General features: G+C 61.4%; 13 protein-coding genes, 5 tRNA genes and 3 rRNA genes. 15 read left to right on the top strand and 6 right to left on the bottom strand.

Annotated elements, in window-relative coordinates:
- Positions 1 to 68: 68 nt before the first annotated feature.
- The 7 genes from HT579_15845 (at position 69) to HT579_15815 (ending at position 8,298) form a co-directional block, all read left to right on the top strand.
- On the top strand, positions 69 to 1,388 hold the full coding sequence (locus HT579_15845; GenBank protein ID QKS30256.1) for a trigger factor: 1,320 nt from the start codon (positions 69 to 71) through the stop codon (positions 1,386 to 1,388).
- A 157-nt stretch (positions 1,389 to 1,545) separates the two neighbouring features.
- The gene (gene clpP, locus HT579_15840; protein QKS30255.1) at positions 1,546 to 2,178 is read left to right on the top strand and encodes an ATP-dependent Clp endopeptidase proteolytic subunit ClpP; all 633 of its coding nucleotides are present in this window, start codon (positions 1,546 to 1,548) and stop codon (positions 2,176 to 2,178) included.
- A 48-nt stretch (positions 2,179 to 2,226) separates the two neighbouring features.
- Complete coding sequence (clpX, locus tag HT579_15835) at positions 2,227 to 3,501, top strand: ATP-dependent Clp protease ATP-binding subunit ClpX (protein ID QKS30254.1); 1,275 nt, start codon at positions 2,227 to 2,229, stop codon at positions 3,499 to 3,501.
- An 84-nt stretch (positions 3,502 to 3,585) separates the two neighbouring features.
- Positions 3,586 to 6,012 carry an endopeptidase La gene (lon, locus tag HT579_15830; GenBank protein ID QKS30253.1) on the top strand — a complete coding sequence of 809 codons (2,427 nt, stop codon included), beginning with the start codon at positions 3,586 to 3,588 and terminating at the stop codon, positions 6,010 to 6,012.
- A gap of 111 nt (positions 6,013 to 6,123) precedes the next feature.
- Positions 6,124 to 6,199 (top strand) — tRNA-Val (locus HT579_15825).
- 37 nt (positions 6,200 to 6,236) lie between these two features.
- Positions 6,237 to 6,313 (top strand) — tRNA-Asp (locus HT579_15820).
- A 74-nt stretch (positions 6,314 to 6,387) separates the two neighbouring features.
- Positions 6,388 to 8,298, top strand: a complete 1,911-nt coding sequence (locus HT579_15815; GenBank protein ID QKS30252.1) for a SurA N-terminal domain-containing protein — start codon at positions 6,388 to 6,390, stop codon at positions 8,296 to 8,298.
- A gap of 135 nt (positions 8,299 to 8,433) precedes the next feature.
- On the opposite strand, the gene groL is transcribed toward HT579_15815, so the two are convergent.
- Positions 8,434 to 10,086, bottom strand: a complete 1,653-nt coding sequence (groL, locus tag HT579_15810; GenBank protein ID QKS30251.1) for a chaperonin GroEL — start codon at positions 10,084 to 10,086, stop codon at positions 8,434 to 8,436.
- 99 nt (positions 10,087 to 10,185) lie between these two features.
- Positions 10,186 to 10,476 carry a co-chaperone GroES gene (gene groES / locus HT579_15805; protein ID QKS30250.1) on the bottom strand — a complete coding sequence of 97 codons (291 nt, stop codon included), beginning with the start codon at positions 10,474 to 10,476 and terminating at the stop codon, positions 10,186 to 10,188.
- 430 nt (positions 10,477 to 10,906) lie between these two features.
- On the opposite strand from groES, the gene HT579_15800 reads away from it, so the two are divergent.
- From HT579_15800 to msrA, 7 genes are all read left to right on the top strand, one after another.
- Positions 10,907 to 10,983, top strand: a tRNA-Met gene (locus tag HT579_15800).
- A 194-nt stretch (positions 10,984 to 11,177) separates the two neighbouring features.
- A 16S ribosomal RNA gene (locus HT579_15795) occupies positions 11,178 to 12,719 on the top strand.
- 57 nt (positions 12,720 to 12,776) lie between these two features.
- A tRNA-Ile gene (locus HT579_15790) sits at positions 12,777 to 12,853 on the top strand.
- Positions 12,854 to 12,914: 61 nt separating this feature from the next.
- A tRNA-Ala gene (locus HT579_15785) sits at positions 12,915 to 12,990 on the top strand.
- 233 nt (positions 12,991 to 13,223) lie between these two features.
- Positions 13,224 to 16,128 (top strand): 23S ribosomal RNA (locus HT579_15780).
- A 74-nt stretch (positions 16,129 to 16,202) separates the two neighbouring features.
- Positions 16,203 to 16,316 (top strand): 5S ribosomal RNA (gene rrf / locus HT579_15775).
- Together the 16S, 23S and 5S rRNA genes with 3 tRNA genes alongside form the textbook arrangement of a ribosomal RNA operon.
- 137 nt (positions 16,317 to 16,453) lie before the next feature.
- Positions 16,454 to 17,005: a peptide-methionine (S)-S-oxide reductase MsrA gene (gene msrA / locus HT579_15770; GenBank protein ID QKS30249.1), complete on the top strand. Its 552-nt coding sequence runs from the start codon at positions 16,454 to 16,456 to the stop codon at positions 17,003 to 17,005.
- Here the strand turns inward: msrA and HT579_15765 are convergent.
- Entirely contained in the window at positions 16,989 to 17,822 is an 834-nt protein-coding gene (locus HT579_15765; GenBank protein QKS30248.1) for an alpha/beta hydrolase, read from the bottom strand. The genes msrA and HT579_15765 overlap by 17 nt on opposite strands.
- 106 nt (positions 17,823 to 17,928) lie before the next feature.
- Between HT579_15765 and HT579_15760 the strand changes: the two genes are divergently transcribed.
- Positions 17,929 to 18,876 carry an MBL fold metallo-hydrolase gene (locus tag HT579_15760; GenBank protein ID QKS30247.1) on the top strand — a complete coding sequence of 316 codons (948 nt, stop codon included), beginning with the start codon at positions 17,929 to 17,931 and terminating at the stop codon, positions 18,874 to 18,876.
- Between the two features lie 165 nt (positions 18,877 to 19,041).
- On the opposite strand, the gene hybE is transcribed toward HT579_15760, so the two are convergent.
- From hybE to HT579_15745, 3 genes are read right to left on the bottom strand one after another with little or no spacing between them, the layout of a single operon-like run.
- A complete protein-coding gene (gene hybE, locus HT579_15755; protein ID QKS30246.1) occupies positions 19,042 to 19,626 on the bottom strand; it encodes a [NiFe]-hydrogenase assembly chaperone HybE in 585 nt (194 codons plus the stop codon).
- Positions 19,623 to 19,934: a HypC/HybG/HupF family hydrogenase formation chaperone gene (locus HT579_15750; protein QKS30245.1), complete on the bottom strand. Its 312-nt coding sequence runs from the start codon at positions 19,932 to 19,934 to the stop codon at positions 19,623 to 19,625. Before HT579_15750 ends, hybE begins: the two co-directional genes overlap by 4 nt.
- Position 19,935: 1 nt before the next feature.
- Positions 19,936 to 20,427, bottom strand: coding sequence for a HyaD/HybD family hydrogenase maturation endopeptidase (locus HT579_15745; protein QKS31667.1), 492 nt, complete (start codon positions 20,425 to 20,427; stop codon positions 19,936 to 19,938).
- Positions 20,428 to 20,492: the final 65 nt, after the last annotated feature.

The raw sequence follows: 20,492 nt of genomic DNA, 5'->3' as shown, positions 1-20,492 counted from the left end.
CGTCCGGGGTCGTTCGTGGCGACCTCCGGTTCGAGTCACATTTCAGCCTGTATCACAAGGATTTTTCAATGGAAACTAACGCTGCTAACACTGCTGCACCCGTGGCAAGTGCCCTTGAGCGCCGCCTCGACCTGTCGGTGCCGATAGCCGAACTCGAGCAGGAAGTCGACCGGCGCCTGTTGCGCCTGGGCAAGAACATGAAGCTGCCGGGCTTTCGCCCAGGCAAGGTGCCGGCCAGCATCGTCAGGCAGCAGTATGGCCACCAGGCGCGCTTGGACGCCCTGCAGGAGGCCTTGGGGCGTTTGTTCGGCGAGGCGGTCAGTGCCCAGAAGCTGCGCGTCGCCGGTACGCCGAAGATCGAGGCGAACAACAGCGGCAGTACGACGCACATGGATTTCTCGGCGACGTTCGAGGTTTACCCGGAAGTCACGCTGAGTGATCTTGCCGGCGTCGAAGTCGAACGGCCAGTGCTCGAGGTCGGTGTGGAGGAGATCGACAGCACGCTGGAGATTCTGCGCAAGCAGCGTGTGCGCTACGAGCCGGTCGATCGTGCGGCGGCTCTGGCCGACCGGGTCACCATCGACTTCCTCGGCAAGAAGGACGGCGAGCCCTTTGCGGGTGGCCAGGGCAAGGACTACCGTTTCGTCCTCGGGGAAGGGAAGATGCTTTCCGACTTCGAGAATGCGGTGATCGGCACGCGCGCCGGCGAAGCCAAGTCGTTCGACATGACGTTCCCGGACGAGTACTTCTCGAAGGATCTGGCAGGCCAGTCGGTGACCTTCGACATCGTGCTCAAGGAGGTCTGTGAGCCAGTCCTGCCGGAACTCGACGGGGATTTCGCCCGCGCTCTGGGTGTCGAGAATGGCGACCTGACGCAGATGCGGGCCGAGATCGAGGCCAACCTCCGGCGGGAAGTGAAGAAGCGTCTGCAGGGCCGGATTACCGCCCAGGTGATGGACGTGCTGTTGCAGGCGAACCCGCTGCACGTGCCGGAGGCTCTGGTTCAGCGAGAGGTCGAGCGGTTGATGCAGGCGGCGCGTCAGGATATGGAGCAGCGCGGCATGCAGGTCAAGGATCTGCCGATGCGACCGGAGTGGTTCACCGATCAGGCCCGGCGGCGGGTATCGATCGGCCTGATCCTGTCGGAAATCGTCAGGGTCAACGATCTGCAGGCGCAGCCGGCGCAGGTGAAGGAACTGGTCGAGGAGGCTGCGCAAAGCTACGACAATCCGCCAGAGGTCGTTCGCTGGTACTACGCCAAGGCCGAACGCCTCAACGATTTTGAAGGCGCGGCGATCGAGGCGAACGTGGTCGAATGGGTTCTGCAGCGGGTGACGGTTCGTGACAAGCCGGTGGCCTTCGCCGAACTGATGGGGCAGCAAGCCTGACACGCGGCGCGGCGGTGCTGGCGACGAAGTGGCGGCAGCGGCTGCGCAGCGCCATTGGCATCGTCGGCTTCCCTTGCCCCTGATGCTCTTCCAGCCCTGGTGGTGGAAGGGGCTTCGTGAATCGCGACAGCGATTTCACGGCAACCAAGGAAACGAAATGGGCATTGACCCCGCAGGTAGTTGGAACCCGCAGGCACTTGGACTGGTGCCGATGGTGATCGAGCAGAGCGGTCGTGGCGAACGCGCCTATGATATCTACTCGCGTCTGCTGAAGGAGCGCGTGATCTTTCTCGTTGGTCCGGTCAATGACGTGACGGCGAACCTGGTGGTCGCGCAGCTTCTGTTTCTCGAAGCCGAGAATCCGGACAAGGACATCCACTTCTACATAAACTCACCGGGCGGTGCGGTCTCGGCGGGGCTGTCGATCTACGACACGATGCAGTTCGTCAAGCCCGACGTCTCGACCCTGTGCATGGGGCAGGCATGCTCGATGGGGGCCTTCCTGCTGGCGGCCGGCGCTGCCGGCAAGCGCTTCGCGCTGCCGAACTCGCGGGTGATGATCCACCAGCCGATGGGTGGCTTCCAGGGGCAGGCCTCGGATATCGCGATCCATGCGAAGGAAATCCTGTCGCTGCGCGCCAAGCTCAATGAACTCATGGCGCAGCACACGGGGCAGGCGATCGAGCGGATCGAACGCGATACCGATCGCGACAATTTCCTTTCGGCGCAGGAAGCGGCAGAATACGGCTTGATCGACAAGGTACTGGCCAATCGGCAGGCGGCGCTCTGACGCCGCATCCGGGTAGCCCCGGTCGGGCTCGACTGTGAGGTAGACGAGATGTCGGAAAAGAAAAGTGGCACTGAGAAACTCCTCTACTGCTCGTTCTGCGGCAAGAGCCAGCACGAGGTCAAGAAGCTGATCGCCGGACCGTCGGTTTTCATCTGCGACGAATGCATCGAGCTGTGCAACGATATCGTTCGCGACGAGATCGCGGCCGACCAGGGCGGCGGCAAGGGCGGTAAGGGCGAACTGCCGACGCCGCGGGAGATCTCGGCGCTCCTCGATCAGTACGTGATTGGGCAGGACCAGGCGAAGCGCATCCTGTCGGTGGCGGTCTACAACCACTACAAGCGGCTGCGGCATTTCAGCAAGACCACCGACGAGATCGAACTCGCCAAGAGCAACATTCTGCTCATCGGCCCGACCGGCTCGGGCAAGACCCTGCTGGCACAGACGCTCGCCCGCATGCTCGACGTGCCCTTCGTGATGGCGGATGCGACGACCCTGACCGAAGCCGGCTACGTCGGCGAGGATGTCGAGAACATCATCCAGAAACTGCTGCAGAAGGCCGACTACGATACCGAAAAGGCGCAGCGCGGCATCGTCTACATCGACGAGATCGACAAGATCTCGCGCAAGTCGGACAATCCGTCGATCACGCGCGACGTGTCGGGCGAAGGAGTGCAGCAGGCGCTGCTGAAGCTGATCGAAGGGACGGTTGCCTCGGTGCCGCCCCAGGGCGGTCGCAAGCACCCCAATCAGGACTTCGTGCAGGTCGACACGACGAACATCCTGTTTGTCTGCGGCGGCGCTTTCGATGGCCTCGACAAGGTGATTCGCAATCGCTCCGAGCGCGGTGGCATCGGCTTTGGCGCCGAGGTCCGCAGCAAGGACAACAAGCGGGCGATCGGCGAGGTCCTGCGAACCGTTGAACCCGAGGATCTGATCAAGTTCGGTCTGATACCCGAACTCATCGGACGGTTGCCGGTGATTGCTACCCTTGAAGAACTGTCGGCGGCCGCGCTGGTGGAAATCCTCGTTGAACCCAAGAATGCACTGGTCAAGCAGTACCAGAAGCTGTTCGCCATGGAGGGGGTCGCGCTCGAAATACGGCCGGCGGCAATGATGGCGATTGCCCGCAAGGCGCTTGAAAGGAAGACCGGAGCGCGTGGTTTGCGCTCGATCCTCGAGGGAGTCCTGCTCGACACGATGTACGAACTTCCAGGTATGGAGAATGTCACAGAGGTCGTTATCGACGAAGGGGTGATCGTCGGTGATGCCAAGCCGTTGCTGATCTACGCGGATCAGCCAAAGGTGTCTGGCGGTAACTGATGTCCTGGCCGCCTTTGCTGCGGCTTGAAATTCGGGCTCTTGCCACCATATCCCGCGAGAGCCTCCACCTATAGGGCACAACCCATGTCTGCACCCCCGAAGCTGTCTGCCGAGCCGCTCAAACTGCCGCTGTTGCCGCTGCGCGACGTCGTCGTGTTTCCGCATATGGTCATCCCGCTCTTTGTCGGTCGCCCGAAGTCGATCAAGGCTCTGGAAACGGCTATGGAGGCTGGCAAGAGCATCCTCCTCGTGGCGCAGAAGTCGGCTGTCAAGGACGAGCCCGAAGCCGAGGATCTGTATGGCGTCGGCTGTCTCGCCAACATTCTGCAGATGCTCAAGCTGCCCGATGGGACGGTCAAGGTGCTGGTCGAGGGCGGGCAGCGCGCCCGCCTGCAGGCGATTGATTCGCGGTCTGAGATGTTCCTTGCGGAGGCGCGCCCGGTTCCGGCCGAGGATGGCGTCAACCACGAGGTGGAAGCACTGCGGCGTGCGGTCATCGCTCAGTTCGATCAGTACGTCAAGCTCAACAAGAAGATACCTCCCGAAATCCTGACCTCGATCGCCGGCATCGAGGAGGCTGGACGTCTGGCCGACACGATTGCCGCGCATCTGCCGCTGAAGCTCGAGCAGAAGCAGGAAATCCTCGAGATGTTCGACGTCCGTGCGCGTATCGAACGGCTGCTGGCGCAGTTGGAGTCCGAGATAGACATACTGCAGGTGGAGAAGCGCATCCGCGGCCGCGTCAAGCGCCAGATGGAGAAGAGCCAGCGCGAGTACTATCTCAACGAGCAGGTCAAGGCGATCCAGAAGGAACTTGGTGAAGGCGAGGATGGTGCCGACCTGGAGGAATTGGATCGCAAGGTCAAGGCTGCCGGGATGAGCAAGGAAGGACTTGCCAAGGCGCAAGCGGAGTTCCGCAAGCTGCGACTGATGTCGCCGATGTCGGCAGAGGCGACCGTCGTGCGCAACTTCATCGAAACGCTGATTGGTCTGCCGTGGCGCAAGCGGACCCGAATCAGCAAGGATCTGGCGGCTGCCGGCCGGATTCTCGACGCCGATCACTGGGGCCTCGAGAAGGTCAAGGAACGGATCATCGAGTATCTGGCCGTGCAGCAGCGGGTCGATCGCCTGAAAGCGCCGATCCTCTGCCTGGTCGGGCCGCCCGGCGTTGGCAAGACCTCGCTCGGCCAGTCGATAGCCCGTGCCACTGGCCGCAAGTTCGTTCGCATGAGTCTTGGTGGTGTTCGTGACGAGGCCGAAATCCGCGGTCACCGGCGAACCTACATTGGTTCGATGCCGGGCAAGATCCTGCAGAACATGAGCAAGATCGGCGTCCGGAATCCGCTGTTCCTACTCGACGAAGTCGACAAGATGGGACAGGATTTTCGAGGTGATCCAAGTTCGGCGCTGCTCGAGGTGCTTGATCCGGAGCAGAACTCGACTTTCGTCGACCACTATGTCGAGGTCGAGTACGATCTCTCGGAGGTGATGTTCGTGGCGACGGCGAACACCCTGAACATCCCGCCGCCGTTGCTCGATCGCATGGAGGTGATCCGGCTCTCGGGGTACACCGAGGACGAGAAAGTCAGCATCGCCCAGCGCTACCTGCTGCCGAAGCAGATGAAGAACAACGGGCTGAAGGCGACCGAGCTGACGGTGGCAGAGAGCGCATTGCGCGACATCGTTCGCTACTACACGCGCGAGGCAGGTGTGCGTTCGCTCGAGCGCGACATCTCGAAGATTTGCCGCAAGGTGGTGAAGACGCTGTTGTTGCGGAAGAGTCAGGGTAAGGTCGCGGTGAGTGCGCGCAACCTCGACAAGTTTCTCGGGGTCCGTCGCTACAACTTTGGCGTTGCCGAGCGCGAGAACCAGATTGGCCAGGTCACGGGTCTGGCATGGACCGAGGTTGGCGGCGAACTGCTGACCATTGAGGCGGTGGTCCTGCCGGGCAAAGGCAAGACGACGACCACCGGCAAGCTCGGCGAGGTGATGCAGGAATCGGTCCAGGCGGCGCTGTCGGTCGTCCGCAAGCGTGCGCAGTCGCTGGGAATCGACCACGATTTCTACCAGAAGAGCGACATCCACATCCATCTCCCCGAGGGGGCGATCCCCAAGGATGGGCCTTCGGCTGGCGTCGGCATCTGCACCGCGTTGGTGTCCGTGTTGACTGGCATACCGGTGTGTTGCGATGTCGCGATGACCGGCGAGATCACCCTGCGTGGCGAAGTGCTGCCGATCGGCGGTCTCAAGGAAAAGCTGCTCGCGGCTGTCCGGGGCGGACTGGCCAGGGTTCTGATACCGGAAGAAAACGTCCGGGACCTGGCCGAGATTCCGGACAACATCAAGAACAAGCTCGAGCTCATTCCAGTGCGCTGGATCGATCAGGTGCTAGAGCACGCCCTCGAACGCAAGCCGGAACCGTCGGTTGTCGACGGGGCGGACGTGCCGCCAACGGTGGCGACGACTGCGCCCGACCCGGCTGCGGCTGCGTCCGCCGGTCTCACTCATTGATCCGGCGCGGCGGCCGTTCGCCGGCCGCCGCCGACTACGGCGCCGCCTGCCGGTCTGGCCAAGTGCAGGCGGATGCGTTAGACTCGCGCCTCCAGAGCTTCATCACACCGTGGGTGCTTAGCTCAGTTGGTAGAGCGCTAGCCTTACAAGCTGGATGTCGGCGGTTCGAGCCCGTCAGCACCCACCAGGAGCAGCAGCAGGATGGATTGTGCAGTGCGTTCTGTGGAGTGGTAGTTCAGTTGGTCAGAATACCGGCCTGTCACGCCGGGGGTCGCGGGTTCGAGCCCCGTCCACTCCGCCAGTATCGAAAGGCGAACGCTAGTTCGCCTTTTTTCTTTTGGCTTCAACCTTCCAGTGAGTTAGCGGCCTACCACCATGTTTTTTGACTCCGTTCGCAACAACAAGAGGCTTGTACAGATCTTTCTTGCCCTGATCGCGCTGCCTTTCGCCTTCTGGGGCGTCGATTCGTACGTCCGTGGCGGCGGCCCTGGCGCCGATTTGGCCAGTGTCGGCGACACCAAGATCACGCAGCAGCAGTTTGACCAGGCTTGGCGCGTGCAGCAGGATCGCATGCGGCAGGCACTCGGCGACAGCTTTCGCCCCGAGGCGATGAATACCCCGGCGGCACGGCTCGCCGTGCTGAACTCGTTGATCGATCAGCGTCTGCTGCTCCTGGAAGCGGCGAAGGGAAGGCTCGGCGCGAGCGATGAAGCGCTGCGCGAGGTGATCGGCAGGATTCCCGCTCTGCAGGAGAATGGCCAGTTTTCGATGGCGCGCTACCAGTCGGCATTGGCCGCTCAGGGCCTGTCGCAGGCGCAGTTCGAGGCGCAGATCCGGCAGGATCTGACCCTGCAGGAACTGGTTTCGGCCATTGGCGATACGGGCATCGCTGCCGGCACCGAGACCGCGAGGCTTCTGGCCATCCAGTCCGAGGAACGACAGGTTGCCGAGTCCCGCATCGCTCCGGAGCAGTTCGCCGGCCAGGTCAGGATCGACGAGCCGGCGCTGCGGAAGTTCTACGACGAGAACGGCAAGCGATTCGAGATCACGGAGCAGGCCCGGGTGGAGTACGTGCTGCTCTCCCTCGACGGTGTGGTGGCGCAGACGGTGGTCAAGGATGCCGATGTGCAGGCCTGGTACAGCAGTCACCTTGATCGTTACCAGCAGGCTGAGGAGCGGCGCGCCAGTCATATCCTGATCCTGGCCGCGACTGGCGAGGCGGCCCAGGCCAAGGTCAGGGCGAAAGCGGAAGAGGTTCTCAAGGAAGTGCAGAAGGCGCCAGGACGCTTCGCCGAGCTGGCGAAACAGCATTCGCAGGATCCCGGCTCGGCGGCCAAGGGTGGCGATCTGGGTGTCGTTGCGCGCGGGACGATGGTCAAGCCTTTCGAGGAGGCCGTCTTCAGCCTGCGCGAGAACGAAGTCTCGGGCCTTGTGCAGTCGGAGTTCGGCTATCACATCATCAGGGTGACGGCCATCAGACCGGGCAAGCAGCGCAGCCTCGCCGAGGTGCGCCAGGAGATCGAGACCGAACTGAAACAGCAGGCGGCGCAGCGGCGATTTGCCGAGGAGGCCGAGGCGTTCAGCAACACTGTCTATGAGCAGCCCGACAGCCTGCAGCCTGCCGCCGAGCGCTTCAAGCTGAAGCTCCAGCAATCTGGCTGGCTGCCACGGAATCCGTCGCCCGAGGCATTGGCGCGCCTGGGCCAATTGGGTAACGCGAAGGTGCTCGCTGCCATCTTCTCGGAAGACTCGATCAAGAACAAGCGCAATACCGAAGCCATCGAGGTGGCTCCCAACACCTTGCTGGCAGCGCGCGTGATTGAGCACCGGCCAGCGAGTGTGCGGCCGTTCGAGGAGGTGAAGAGCGATATCGAGGCAACGCTGAAGGCGCAGGGCGAGGCGGCGCTGGCACGCTCCGCCGGTGAGGCACGGCTGGCCGAGTTGCGACAGGGTGCCGCTGACGCAGTTGTCTGGACAGCGCCGCGCAAGCTTTCGCGGCAGGACACGCGGCAGTTGTCGCCAGCCGCGGTGAAGGCCATATTCAGCGCCGACGTGCAGAAGCTGCCGGTCTACGTTGGTGCCGCGGCTGGCGATGCGGGCTATGTTCTGTACAAGATCCTCACGGTGGCGCAGCCCGAGGGCATCGACGAGGCGAGGCGGCAGGCGCTGCAGCGCGAGTACGCACTGATCCTTGGCCAGGAGGATTTCGCTGCCTACCTCGCCGGGTTGCGCCAGCGCCACAAGATCGACATCAACAAGGCGGCACTGGAGCGCAAGGAGCGTTGACCGCGGTGCGGGTGCCGCCTTCGCCTGCCCCGTGGCGGTCTGCGGCGCGCGTGCGGACCCGACGCAGGACAACGAAAAACCCCGCCGCGGCGGGGTTTTTTCTTGCCCTCCGGGCAAGGCCCGGCTGGTGGGGGATTACATGTCCATGCCGCCCATGCCGCCCATGCCGCCCATGCCACCGCCCATGCCGCCACCCATTGGCGGCTTCTCTTCCGCCAGTTCCGCCACCATGCAATCGGTGGTGAGCATCAGACCGGCGATCGAAGCAGCGTTCTGCAGTGCTGTCCGGGTGACCTTGGTGGGGTCGAGGACGCCCATTTCAACCAGGTCGCCGTAGTCGCCGGTCGCGGCGTTGTAGCCGAAGTTGCCGCTTCCCTGAAGAACGGCATTCACCACCACCGACGGCTCGTCACCGGCGTTGGCGACGATCTCGCGCAGCGGCTGCTCCATCGCCCGCAGGACGATCTTGATGCCGGCGTCCTGGTCGTGGTTGTCACCCTTGAGCGAGTTCAGCCCGGCCCGGGCGCGCAGCAGTGCGACGCCGCCGCCAGCGACGATCCCTTCCTCCACCGCCGCACGGGTGGCGTGCAGGGCGTCCTCGACGCGCGCCTTCTTCTCCTTCATCTCGACTTCGGTTGCCGCACCCACCTTGATCAGGGCGACGCCGCCAGCGAGCTTGGCCACACGCTCCTGCAGCTTTTCCTTGTCGTAGTCGCTGGTCGCGGTTTCGATCTGCGCGCGGATCTGCTTGACGCGTGCCTCGATGTTGGCGCTGACACCGGCACCATCGATGATGGTCGTGTTCTCCTTGCCGATTTCGATGCGCTTCGCCTGGCCGAGGTCAGCCAGGGTTGCCTTTTCGAGCGTCAGCCCGACCTCTTCGGCGATCACCTGGCCGCCGGTGAGGATCGCGATGTCCTCGAGCATGGCTTTGCGGCGGTCGCCAAAACCGGGTGCCTTGACGGCACAGGTCTTCAGGATGCCACGGATGTTGTTCACCACCAGGGTCGCGAGAGCCTCGCCATCGACGTCCTCGGCGACGATCAGCAGCGGACGGCTCGACTTCGCAACCTGTTCAAGAATCGGCAGCAGGTCGCGGATGTTCGAGATCTTCTTGTCGAAGATCAGGATGAACGGGCTCTCGAGGATCGCGTTCTGCTTCTCGTTGTTGTTGATGAAGTAGGGGCTCAGGTAGCCGCGGTCGAACTGCATGCCCTCGACGACGTCGAGTTCGTTGTTCAGCGACTTGCCGTCTTCGACGGTGATGACTCCTTCCTTGCCGACCTTGTCCATGGCCTTGGCGATGATGTCGCCGATGTCGGCGTCCGCGTTGGCGGAGATGGCCCCGACCTGAGCGATTTCCTTGCTCGTCGAGCAGGGCTTCGAGAGGGCCTTGAGCGCGTCGACTGTAGCCACCACGGCCTTGTCGATGCCGCGTTTCAGATCCATCGGATTCATCCCGGCGGCGACATACTTCATGCCTTCGCGAACGATCGACTGTGCCAGCACGGTGGCGGTCGTGGTGCCGTCACCGGCGATGTCGGAGGTCTTGGACGCGACTTCCTTCAGCATCTGTGCGCCCATGTTGGCGAACTTGTCCTTCAGTTCGATCTCCTTGGCGACCGAAACTCCGTCCTTGGTGACCGTCGGGGAGCCGTAGGAACGCTCGAGAACGACATTGCGTCCTTTCGGGCCGAGGGTAATCTTCACCGCGTCGGCAAGGATGTTCACACCCTCGACCATGCGTGCGCGTGCGCTGTCGCCGAACTTGACGTCTTTAGCTGCCATAGATTTAACTCCTGTGTATCTTCAATGATTTATGACTGAATCGGGCAAACTGCCGGGATGCCGGCCAAGCGCCGCTGGGCGCCGTCCGGGATGGGCCCGTCAGGCTTCGATGACGCCCATGATGTCTTCCTCGCGCATGACGAGCAACTCCTCGCCGTCGACCTTGACGGTCTGGCCAGCGTACTTGCCGAACAGGACGCGGTCGCCAACCTTGACGGCGAGCGCACGGACGCTACCGTCATCGAGGATCTTGCCGTTGCCGACGGCGCGAACCTCGCCCTGGTCGGGCTTCTCGGCGGCGGTATCCGGGATGACGATGCCGGATGCGGTCCGGCGCTCCTCTTCGAGACGTTTGACAATCACGCGGTCGTGCAGCGGACGAATCTTCATGCAGTTTCTCCTAGGGTTGATGACAAGTCGGAACATCGGCTAGCCTGTTGGGTGCCCCGCAGTTCGGGCGCGGGGGCACGAGTGTGTTGGCACTCACCGCTAACGAGTGCTAATAATAGGGTCGCTCGCTCCGGATTTCAAGACCTGTCGCTGCAGGTGGCCCTGATTGCGTGGACAACGCGGCAGCCGGCGAGCCCAAGCAAGCCGTCGCCCCGATCCCGGTGCGGCGTCCTTCGCGGACCGGGCGAGCCGGGCGCGGCCGGCTCGCCCGAGGGCAGATCTCGATAATTCTCTGCAAAGTCTATTGACGTCAGCGGAGGCCATGGCTACAATGCTTCCTCTTCGCAGCTGGCAGGCGCCCCGACCACAAGCTATCATCGGCTCGGGGGCGGCAAGCGGCGGAGGTTGCCGGGGTTCTTTCCCGGCGTGTCGCGGGGTGGAGCAGTCTGGCAGCTCGTCGGGCTCATAACCCGAAGGTCACAGGTTCAAATCCTGTCCCCGCAACCAGCTCTTTAAAAATGAGACAACCGATAGGTGTGGGTTCTTGGTCTGGTGGTGGTTTGCGAGAGTTTTGCGCGGGCTGCCGAGAGATGGAAGGACTCGCACGGAAGTTTAGCTGCTGATTCTGGGATGAGGGTTCTGGTGTTGATCCGGGGTTTGAGTTCTGGGGTTGGTAGCGCGTCGAGCGAGAGTTTTGGGATTTGAACTGAAGAGTTTGATCCTGGCTCAGATTGAACGCTGGCGGCATGCCTTACACATGCAAGTCGAACGGTAGCGCGGGGCAACCTGGCGACGAGTGGCGAACGGGTGAGTAATGCATCGGAACGTGCCCTGGAATGGGGGATAACGTAGCGAAAGTTACGCTAATACCGCATATTCTGTGAGCAGGAAAGCAGGGGATCGCAAGACCTTGCGTTCTGGGAGCGGCCGATGTCGGATTAGCTAGTTGGTGGGGTAAAGGCCTACCAAGGCGACGATCCGTAGCGGGTCTGAGAGGATGATCCGCCACACTGGGACTGAGACACGGCCCAGACTCCTACGGGAGGCAGCAGTGGGGAATTTTGGACAATGGGCGGAAGCCTGATCCAGCCATGCCGCGTGAGTGAAGAAGGCCTTCGGGTTGTAAAGCTCTTTCGGTGGGGAAGAAATTGCACGGGCTAATATCCTGTGTAGATGACGGTACCCGACTAAGAAGCACCGGCTAACTACGTGCCAGCAGCCGCGGTAATACGTAGGGTGCGAGCGTTAATCGGAATTACTGGGCGTAAAGCGTGCGCAGGCGGTTTGGTAAGTCAGATGTGAAAGCCCCGGGCTCAACCTGGGAACTGCATTTGAGACTGCCAGGCTGGAGTGTGGCAGAGGGGGGTGGAATTCCACGTGTAGCAGTGAAATGCGTAGAGATGTGGAGGAACACCGATGGCGAAGGCAGCCCCCTGGGTCACTACTGACGCTCATGCACGAAAGCGTGGGGAGCAAACAGGATTAGATACCCTGGTAGTCCACGCCCTAAACGATGTCAACTAGGTGTTGGGAGGGTTAAACCTTTTAGTGCCGTAGCTAACGCGTGAAGTTGACCGCCTGGGGAGTACGGCCGCAAGGCTAAAACTCAAAGGAATTGACGGGGACCCGCACAAGCGGTGGATGATGTGGATTAATTCGATGCAACGCGAAAAACCTTACCTACCCTTGACATGTCAGGAATCCTGGAGAGATTCGGGAGTGCTCGCAAGAGAACCTGAACACAGGTGCTGCATGGCTGTCGTCAGCTCGTGTCGTGAGATGTTGGGTTAAGTCCCGCAACGAGCGCAACCCTTGTCATTAATTGCCATCATTGAGTTGGGCACTTTAATGAGACTGCCGGTGACAAACCGGAGGAAGGTGGGGATGACGTCAAGTCCTCATGGCCCTTATGGGTAGGGCTTCACACGTCATACAATGGTCGGTTCAGAGGGTTGCCAACCCGCGAGGGGGAGCCAATCTCAGAAAGCCGATCGTAGTCCGGATCGCAGTCTGCAACTCGACTGCGTGAAGTCGGAATCGCTAGTAATCGCGGATCAGCATGTCGCGGTGAATACGTTCCCGGGTCTTGTACACACCGCCCGTCACACCATGGGAGCGGGTTCTGCCAGAAGTAGTTAGCCTAACCGCAAGGAGGGCGATTACCACGGCAGGGTTCGTGACTGGGGTGAAGTCGTAACAAGGTAGCCGTAGGGGAACCTGCGGCTGGATCACCTCCTTTCTAGAGAAGAGCTGGATCGAGAACTCACAACCTATCGGTTGTCACAGGCTGCACATGCGGCGGGTCTGTAGCTCAGTCGGTTAGAGCATCGTCTTGATAAGGCGAGGGTCGTTGGTTCGATTCCAACCAGACCCACCAGCGTTGCGACGGAGCGCCGGAGATTGGTGCGACGGATGGGCGTTGAGTTGTTGAGCGCGGCGGGGGATTAGCTCAGCTGGGAGAGCACCTGCTTTGCAAGCAGGGGGTCGTCGGTTCGATCCCGTCATCCTCCACCAGGGTTGTGTGCGGCGAGTGAGTGGTCAGGCCTGCGGGGTGGTGGCACCCTGCAGGCCTGACCCCTTACGGGGTCTGTGTTCTTTAACAAGATGGAAGAAGGTTGTATTGCCGGCATCCCGGGACATTGGGTTGCTGGTGATACGGTTGTGATTGCATCGAACCCCTGTGCCTATTGGTATGGGGGTTGCACCGAGTTGCCTGTGGCGTTGTGTTCTCGACAAGAGAGCGCAAGGTTATAGGATCAAGCGAATAAGTGCATGTGGTGGATGCCTTGGCGATTACAGGCGATGAAGGACGTACAAGCCTGCGAAAAGCTCTGGGGAGCTGGCAATGAAGCTTTGATCCAGAGATGTCCGAATGGGGAAACCCACTCCGCGAGGAGTATCCCACGCTGAATACATAGGCGTGTGGAGGCGAACCCGGCGAACTGAAACATCTAAGTAGCCGGAGGAAAAGAAATCAACCGAGATTCCCAGAGTAGTGGCGAGCGAAATGGGAGCAGCCGGCAAGTGATAGCGATCGTGTTAGCGGAAGCTTCTGGAAAGTGGCGCCGTAGTGGGTGACAGCCCCGTACGCGAAAACCTGATCGTGGTACCAAGCTTGCGACAAGTAGGGCGGGGCACGAGAAATCCTGTCTGAAGATGGGGGGACCATCCTCCAAGGCTAAATACTCGTAATCGACCGATAGTGAACCAGTACCGTGAGGGAAAGGCGAAAAGAACCCCGGGAGGGGAGTGAAATAGATCCTGAAACCGCATGCATACAAACAGTGGGAGCCCCCTCGTGGGGTGACTGCGTACCTTTTGTATAATGGGTCAGCGACTTACGTTCAGTAGCGAGCTTAACCGCATAGGGGAGGCGTAGGGAAACCGAGTCCGAATAGGGCGCCTAGTTGCTGGACGTAGACCCGAAACCAAGTGATCTATCCATGGCCAGGATGAAGGTGCGGTAACACGCACTGGAGGTCCGAACCCACTAATGTTGAAAAATTAGGGGATGAGCTGTGGATAGGGGTGAAAGGCTAAACAAACTTGGAAATAGCTGGTTCTCTCCGAAAACTATTTAGGTAGTGCCTCAAGTATCACCGACGGGGGTAAAGCACTGTTATGGCTAGGGGGTCATCGCGATTTACCAAACCATTGCAAACTCAGAATACCGTTGAGTGCGAGCTTGGGAGACAGACATCGGGTGCTAACGTCCGGTGTCGAGAGGGAAACAACCCAGACCGCCGATTAAGGTCCCAAAGACATGGTTAAGTGGGAAACGAGGTGGGAAGGCTCAGACAGCCAGGAGGTTGGCTTAGAAGCAGCCATCCTTTAAAGAAAGCGTAATAGCTCACTGGTCGAGTCGTCCTGCGCGGAAGATGTAACGGGGCTCAAACCATGCACCGAAATCGCGGATATCCGCAAGGATATGGTAGGAGAGCGTTCTGTAGGCCGTTGAAGGTGTCTCGAGAGGGATGCTGGAGGTATCAGAAGTGCGAATGCTGACATGAGTAGCGATAAAGGGAGTGAAAAGCTCCCTCGCCGAAAGCCCAAGGTTTCCTGCGCAACGTTCATCGGCGCAGGGTGAGTCGGCCCCTAAGGCGAGGCTGAAAAGCGTAGTCGATGGGAAACGGGTTAATATTCCTGTACCTCTTTGTAATGCGATGGGGGGACGGAGAAGGTTAGGTCAGCCGGGTGTTGGACGTCCCGGTTCAAGCGTGTAGGCAGGTCTCTTAGGCAAATCCGGGAGATCAATGCCGAGGCGTGATAACGAGTGGTCTCTGACTGCGAAGTGATTGATACCATGCTTCCAAGAAAAGCCTCTAAGCTTCAGTTACAAGGAGACCGTACCGCAAACCGACACAGGTGGGCAGGATGAAAATTCTAAGGCGCTTGAGAGAACTCAGGAGAAGGAACTCGGCAAATTAGCACCGTAACTTCGGGAAAAGGTGCGCCCTGATAGGTTGTAGCCCCTCGCGGGTGAAGGCTGAAAGGGTTGCAGTGAAATGGTGGCTGCGACTGTTTAATAAAAACACAGCACTCTGCAAACACGAAAGTGGACGTATAGGGTGTGACGCCTGCCCGGTGCCGGAAGGTTAATTGATGGAGTGAGAGCTCTTGATCGAAGCCCCGGTAAACGGCGGCCGTAACTATAACGGTCCTAAGGTAGCGAAATTCCTTGTCGGGTAAGTTCCGACCTGCACGAATGGCGTAACGATGGCCACACTGTCTCCTCCTGAGACTCAGCGAAGTTGAAGTGGTTGTGAAGATGCAATCTCCCCGCGGTTAGACGGAAAGACCCCATGAACCTTTACTGTAGCTTTGCATTGGACTTTGAACCGACTTGTGTAGGATAGGTGGGAGGCTGTGAATCCGGGACGCTAGTTCTGGTGGAGCCAACCTTGAAATACCACCCTGGTTTGTTTGAGGTTCTAACCACGGCCCGTGAATCCGGGTCTGGGACCGTGCATGGTAGGCAGTTTGACTGGGGCGGTCTCCTCCTAAAGTGTAACGGAGGAGTACGAAGGTACGCTAGGTACGGTCGGAAATCGTGCTGATAGTGCAATGGCAAAAGCGTGCTTGACTGCGAGACCCACACGTCGAGCAGGTACGAAAGTAGGTCATAGTGATCCGGTGGTTCTGTATGGAAGGGCCATCGCTCAACGGATAAAAGGTACTCTGGGGATAACAGGCTTATACCGCCCAAGAGTTCATATCGACGGCGGTGTTTGGCACCTCGATGTCGGCTCATCACATCCTGGGGCTGTAGTCGGTCCCAAGGGTATGGCTGTTCGCCATTTAAAGTGGTACGTGAGCTGGGTTTAAAACGTCGTGAGACAGTTTGGTCCCTATCTGCCGTGGGCGTTGGAAATTTGAAGGGGGCTGCTCCTAGTACGAGAGGACCGGAGTGGACGAACCTCTGGTGTACCGGTTATGACGCCAGTCGTATCGCCGGGTAGCTAAGTTCGGAAGAGATAAACGCTGAAAGCATCTAAGCGTGAAACTCGCCTTAAGATGAGATTTCCCCGGGGACTCGATCCCCCTCAAGGGCCGTGGTAGACCACCACGTTGATAGGCTGGATGTGGAAGCGCAGCAATGCGTTGAGCTAACCAGTACTAATCGCCCGTGCGGCTTGATCCTATAACCTTGCGCTGCAACTCAAACACATCACAACCCCTTCTTCCCCTCTTGCGTCCGCAGACACACCGCGGACACTCCCGTTACGCTTGGCGGCAATAGCCCTTTGGACCCACCCCTTCCCATCCCGAACAGGACCGTGAAACGAAGGAACGCCGATGATAGTGCATACCTCATGTGTGAAAGTAGGTCACCGCCAGGCTCCCAACCAACCAAAAGCCCTCCCCACTCACTCGTGGCGAGGGCTTTCGGCTTTTTTCGACCGACAGACGCAGCACGATGGGCGCACCGCTGGCGCTGCCGCTGCAGGGGCTCGCGCGGCAGATGCGAGGAGAGAGGATGATGACCGCGATATTGGAGACGGCGACGCTCGGTGGAGGTTGCTTCTGGTGCCTGGAGGCGGTATTCGAGCAGATGCTCGGGGTCGAGTCGGTGGTGTCCGGTTACTGTGGCGGCGGCACGGACAATCCGGGTTATGAGGCGGTCTGCAGCGGGCGGACGGGGCACGCGGAAGTCGTTCGGCTGACATTCGACCCGCAGAGGAGCGGTTTCCGCCAGATCCTTGAAGTTTTCTTTGCGATTCACGACCCGACGACCCGCAATCGCCAGGGCAACGACGTCGGAACTCAGTACCGGTCGGTGATCTTCTTTCACAGCCCGGAGCAGGAACAGACAGCCCGGTCGCTGATCGCCGAACTCGAGCAGGCGGGTACCTGGACGGCGCCGGTGGTTACCGAGTTGCTTCCGGTGACGGCGTTCTTCGCCGCTGAGAGCCATCATCAGCAATACTTTCGTCGCAACAGCGATCAGCCGTACTGCCATTTCGTTGTCAGCCCGAAGCTGGCCAAGTTCCGCCAACGCTTCGCCTCGCGGGTCAAGGCGAATCGATGAACCCGCGCAGGTCACGGACGAAGCGCTCGCGTTCCCACTGGTGTGGCGAGTGGTCCGTGCCTTCGTAGACGTGCAGGACAGCGTTGGCGATTCGATTCTTCACGTAGTGCGCTGTCTCGCTGCGATAATAGTTGCTGTTGCCGCCATAGACCAGAAGGGCAGGGATGTCGATGCGCTCCAGGGTGGCTCGATAGTCCGCTTCGGTGAGGCTCTCCCAGCAGGCGATCAGCGGCGCTGGATCCTGCTCCTTGAGCCATTGTCGGGCTTTCGCCAAGCCGCGCGATCCGGTGTGGTACTTTTCCCGGGCGCGTTCGTTGAGCCCCATGGCGCCGAGCAACAGAACCGATTCCGCGAAGTCGTTCTCGAGGTGCTTGAGGAATGCGGCTGAACGTGCGCGGTCGAAGTCACCATAGATGCCGTTCAGCCACTCGGCATCGGTCAGCAATTTCGGCGACTGGTCGAGGAAACAGAGCTTGCTGAGTCGGCTGCAGCCATGTTCCTCGATGTACTGCCAGAGGGTGAGCGCGCCCATCGAGTGGCCAACGGCGATCAGACCATCGAGTTCGTAGTGGTCGATGAGGTTGTGCAGATCACGAGCCATGCGTTGTACCGTCGGCACGGTGTCGCGCGTCAGGCGGTGGCCGCCGTGGCCGCGCGCGTCCCAGCGGAGGACGCGATGGTGCGGTGTCAAGTGATCGAGAAACGGCGCCCACTCCAGGTGACTGGCGGTCCAGCCGTGCAGCATGATGATTGGCGGGCCTTCTCCGGCGACCTTTACATGGATCTTTTCGCCATCGTCAGCAAAGAAGTGCGTCATCGTCAAGCAGGGCAGGCAAAGGTGGGCAGGCGTGGGAACCGGCGGTGTCATCACGCCGCAACCGGGGCAACTATAATCCGTGCCTGAGAAAAAGGAAACCATCGCGATGAACGCCCTCAGGTCCTACGAGCATGACATCCACGCCGTCGACGCGGGCTACGTCCGCCCCCTGCTTGCGGCAATTCACCTGATCGTCGCGAAGGGGCGGGTGGCGATCGTCGACAGCGGCAGCAACGCATCGGTGCCGGCGCTGCTCGAAACCCTGACGGCACTGGGTCTCTCGGCGGACGCGGTCGATTACCTCATCCTGACCCACATCCATCTCGATCATGCGGGCGGCGCCGGAAGCTTGATGCGTCTGTTGCCGAACGCACGACTGCTGGTGCATCCACGTGGCGTTGCGCACATGGTTGACCCGTCGCGCCTCGTCGCCGGTGTCACTGCCGTTTACGGCGCGGCGGCTGTCGGCCGACTGTACGGCGAGATCCTGCCCATCCCGGAGTCGCGGATCATTGCTGCGACGCACGGTCTGGAGGTTGATCTGGCGGGTCGCGAACTGCTCTGCCTCGACACGCCCGGGCACGCCCGACACCACATCAGCGTCCTTGACCGCCGCAGCTCGAGCTGCTTCACGGGTGACATCTTCGGGCTGTCCTACCGCGAGCTCGACCGGGACGGCGGGCAGTTCATCTTTCCGACGACGACGCCGGTGCAGTTCGACCCGGCGGCCATGCACGCCTCGATCGACCTGCTGCTGAGCCACGCCCCGCAAGTGATGTACCTGACGCATTACAGCCAGGTGCGCGATGTGGCAGAAAAGGCGGCACGATTGCACGAGTTGATCGACGCGCATGTCGGCATCGCACGTGCTGCCCAGGCGGCGGGCAGCCGGCGACAGCGGATGATTCGCGCGGGACTGCAGGAACTGCTGCTGGCTGAAACCGAGCGCTTCGGCTGCGTGTTGCCCGCGGCGCAGGTGCTCGACATCTTTGCCACCGATCTCGACCTCAATGCGCAGGGTCTGGATGCGTGGCTTGACACACTGGCTGGCTGAAGGTCCGCACCTGACGGTAGCATGCGCGTCGGCGGACCAATGCCGGGGGGCCGACGTCGCGCTGTCGGGGACGTGCCCGCACGCGGCGGCATGCTGCGCACGACGCCAATGGCGTCTGCGCTGCGCCAGTTATCGGGGCCGGCTCGTCGCGGGTTCGTCACAACCTCAGACTTTGGCGAAGCGGCGCAGGAAGGCGCGACGGGACGATTCTCGCCGCTCGACCGCCGGCTGCCTCCCCGGGCTGCCGCGCAAGCCCGTTCCGGTCAGCAGGGCGGCGAGTGCCGCAGTTGCTGCCGCCTGCGCGGCGGCCTGCGAGGATAAGCTGCTGGGTGGGGCAAAGAGCGGGCAATACTGGCACGCGGGCAGTTCCGCGTCTGGCTCGTAGTCGGCGATGAACTCGACCGGACCAATGGGGAACTCGACGTGGCAGCGGTCGCCGGGACGACGATCGGACCACAGGATGCCGCCTCCCGGCAGCAGGAGAAGGCCGATCAGCCATGGCGTGATGATGGCGCCGATCCAGTCGCCGGCGTTGTCGTCCGTGGCGGGGTCGGCCATCGATCGGTCGCCGGAGCCATAGCGACGGAAGCCGATGGCCTCGACCGACAGGGCGGGATTGATGAACGGCAGGTCGCGCATGCTCGTTGCCCAGAGGTGGAGGTACTTCGCCTCGACCCGCCGCGCCGGGTTCTCGTCGATCGGCCTGGCGGGTGGCGGCTGCGCCGCCTCGAACGCGCGCCGGCGGATCACGACGGATTCTCCACCACTGGTGGGGCGCGCTGCAGGTCGACGAAGTGCCTTTCGGCATCGTAGCGGCCGTCCTGCACAGCCTGTACGGCCGCGAGTGCGTCCTCGATCAGCGCTCTTTCATCCGCGCTGACGATCTCGCGCGCCAGGCCGAGGGAGACGAGAACCCAGGTGCCGATCGCTTGCGGGCCAAGCAGCAGCATGTTGGCTCGTTCGCGCCGCAGCACGCCGCCATCCCGCCGCTCGACGATGGCGACCTCGCCACTCGGGTCGTCGTGGGCGACGACCTGCATCGGTACCGATAGACACATCTCAGATTCCTCCGCTGCCGGTCGGGGTCGCCGCCAGCCCGAGCAACGCCAGTTCGGATACGATCATGCCGAGGAGCGCGGGCATGCCATCCTCCACTTCGCGGCTCAGTTCCATCCCCAAGGCCAGCGATTGCGGCTGCAGGCCCAGGATGCTGATGTGGCGAGGCAACCTGCCGAGCAGTTCGAGGCTGGCCAGGACGTCGCACAGGCCCACCTGGTGTGGTGACAGCTTGGTGCGGAAGAACACCGGCAGCGCCTCGCCGGCCAGCCGGATCGGCGTCGCCGCCGGCGCTCCGGCGCGGATGGCGTCGACCATGATTAATGCGTCGATCCCTTCGAGATCCGCGAGCAGTTCCATTCCGGATGTGCCGCCATCGATCACTGCGATCTCCGCTGGCAAGGAATAGGCACGCGCTAGACGTTCGACTGCGCGGACGCCAAGTCCTTCATCGCTCAGGAGAATGTTGCCGACCCCGAGGACGACGACGCGCATGCCCGCTGCCGCGGCACCGACCATCAGGGCCGGCCGGGCGCGGTGGCACCCGGCGGCAGCCCGGC

Origin of the sequence: Candidatus Accumulibacter similis, from assembly GCA_013347225.1 — a bacterium.
Lineage (GTDB): Bacteria > Pseudomonadota > Gammaproteobacteria > Burkholderiales > Rhodocyclaceae > Accumulibacter > Accumulibacter similis.
Note: the sequence above shows the minus strand (reverse complement) of the source record. Positions and strands in the feature narration are given on the sequence as shown.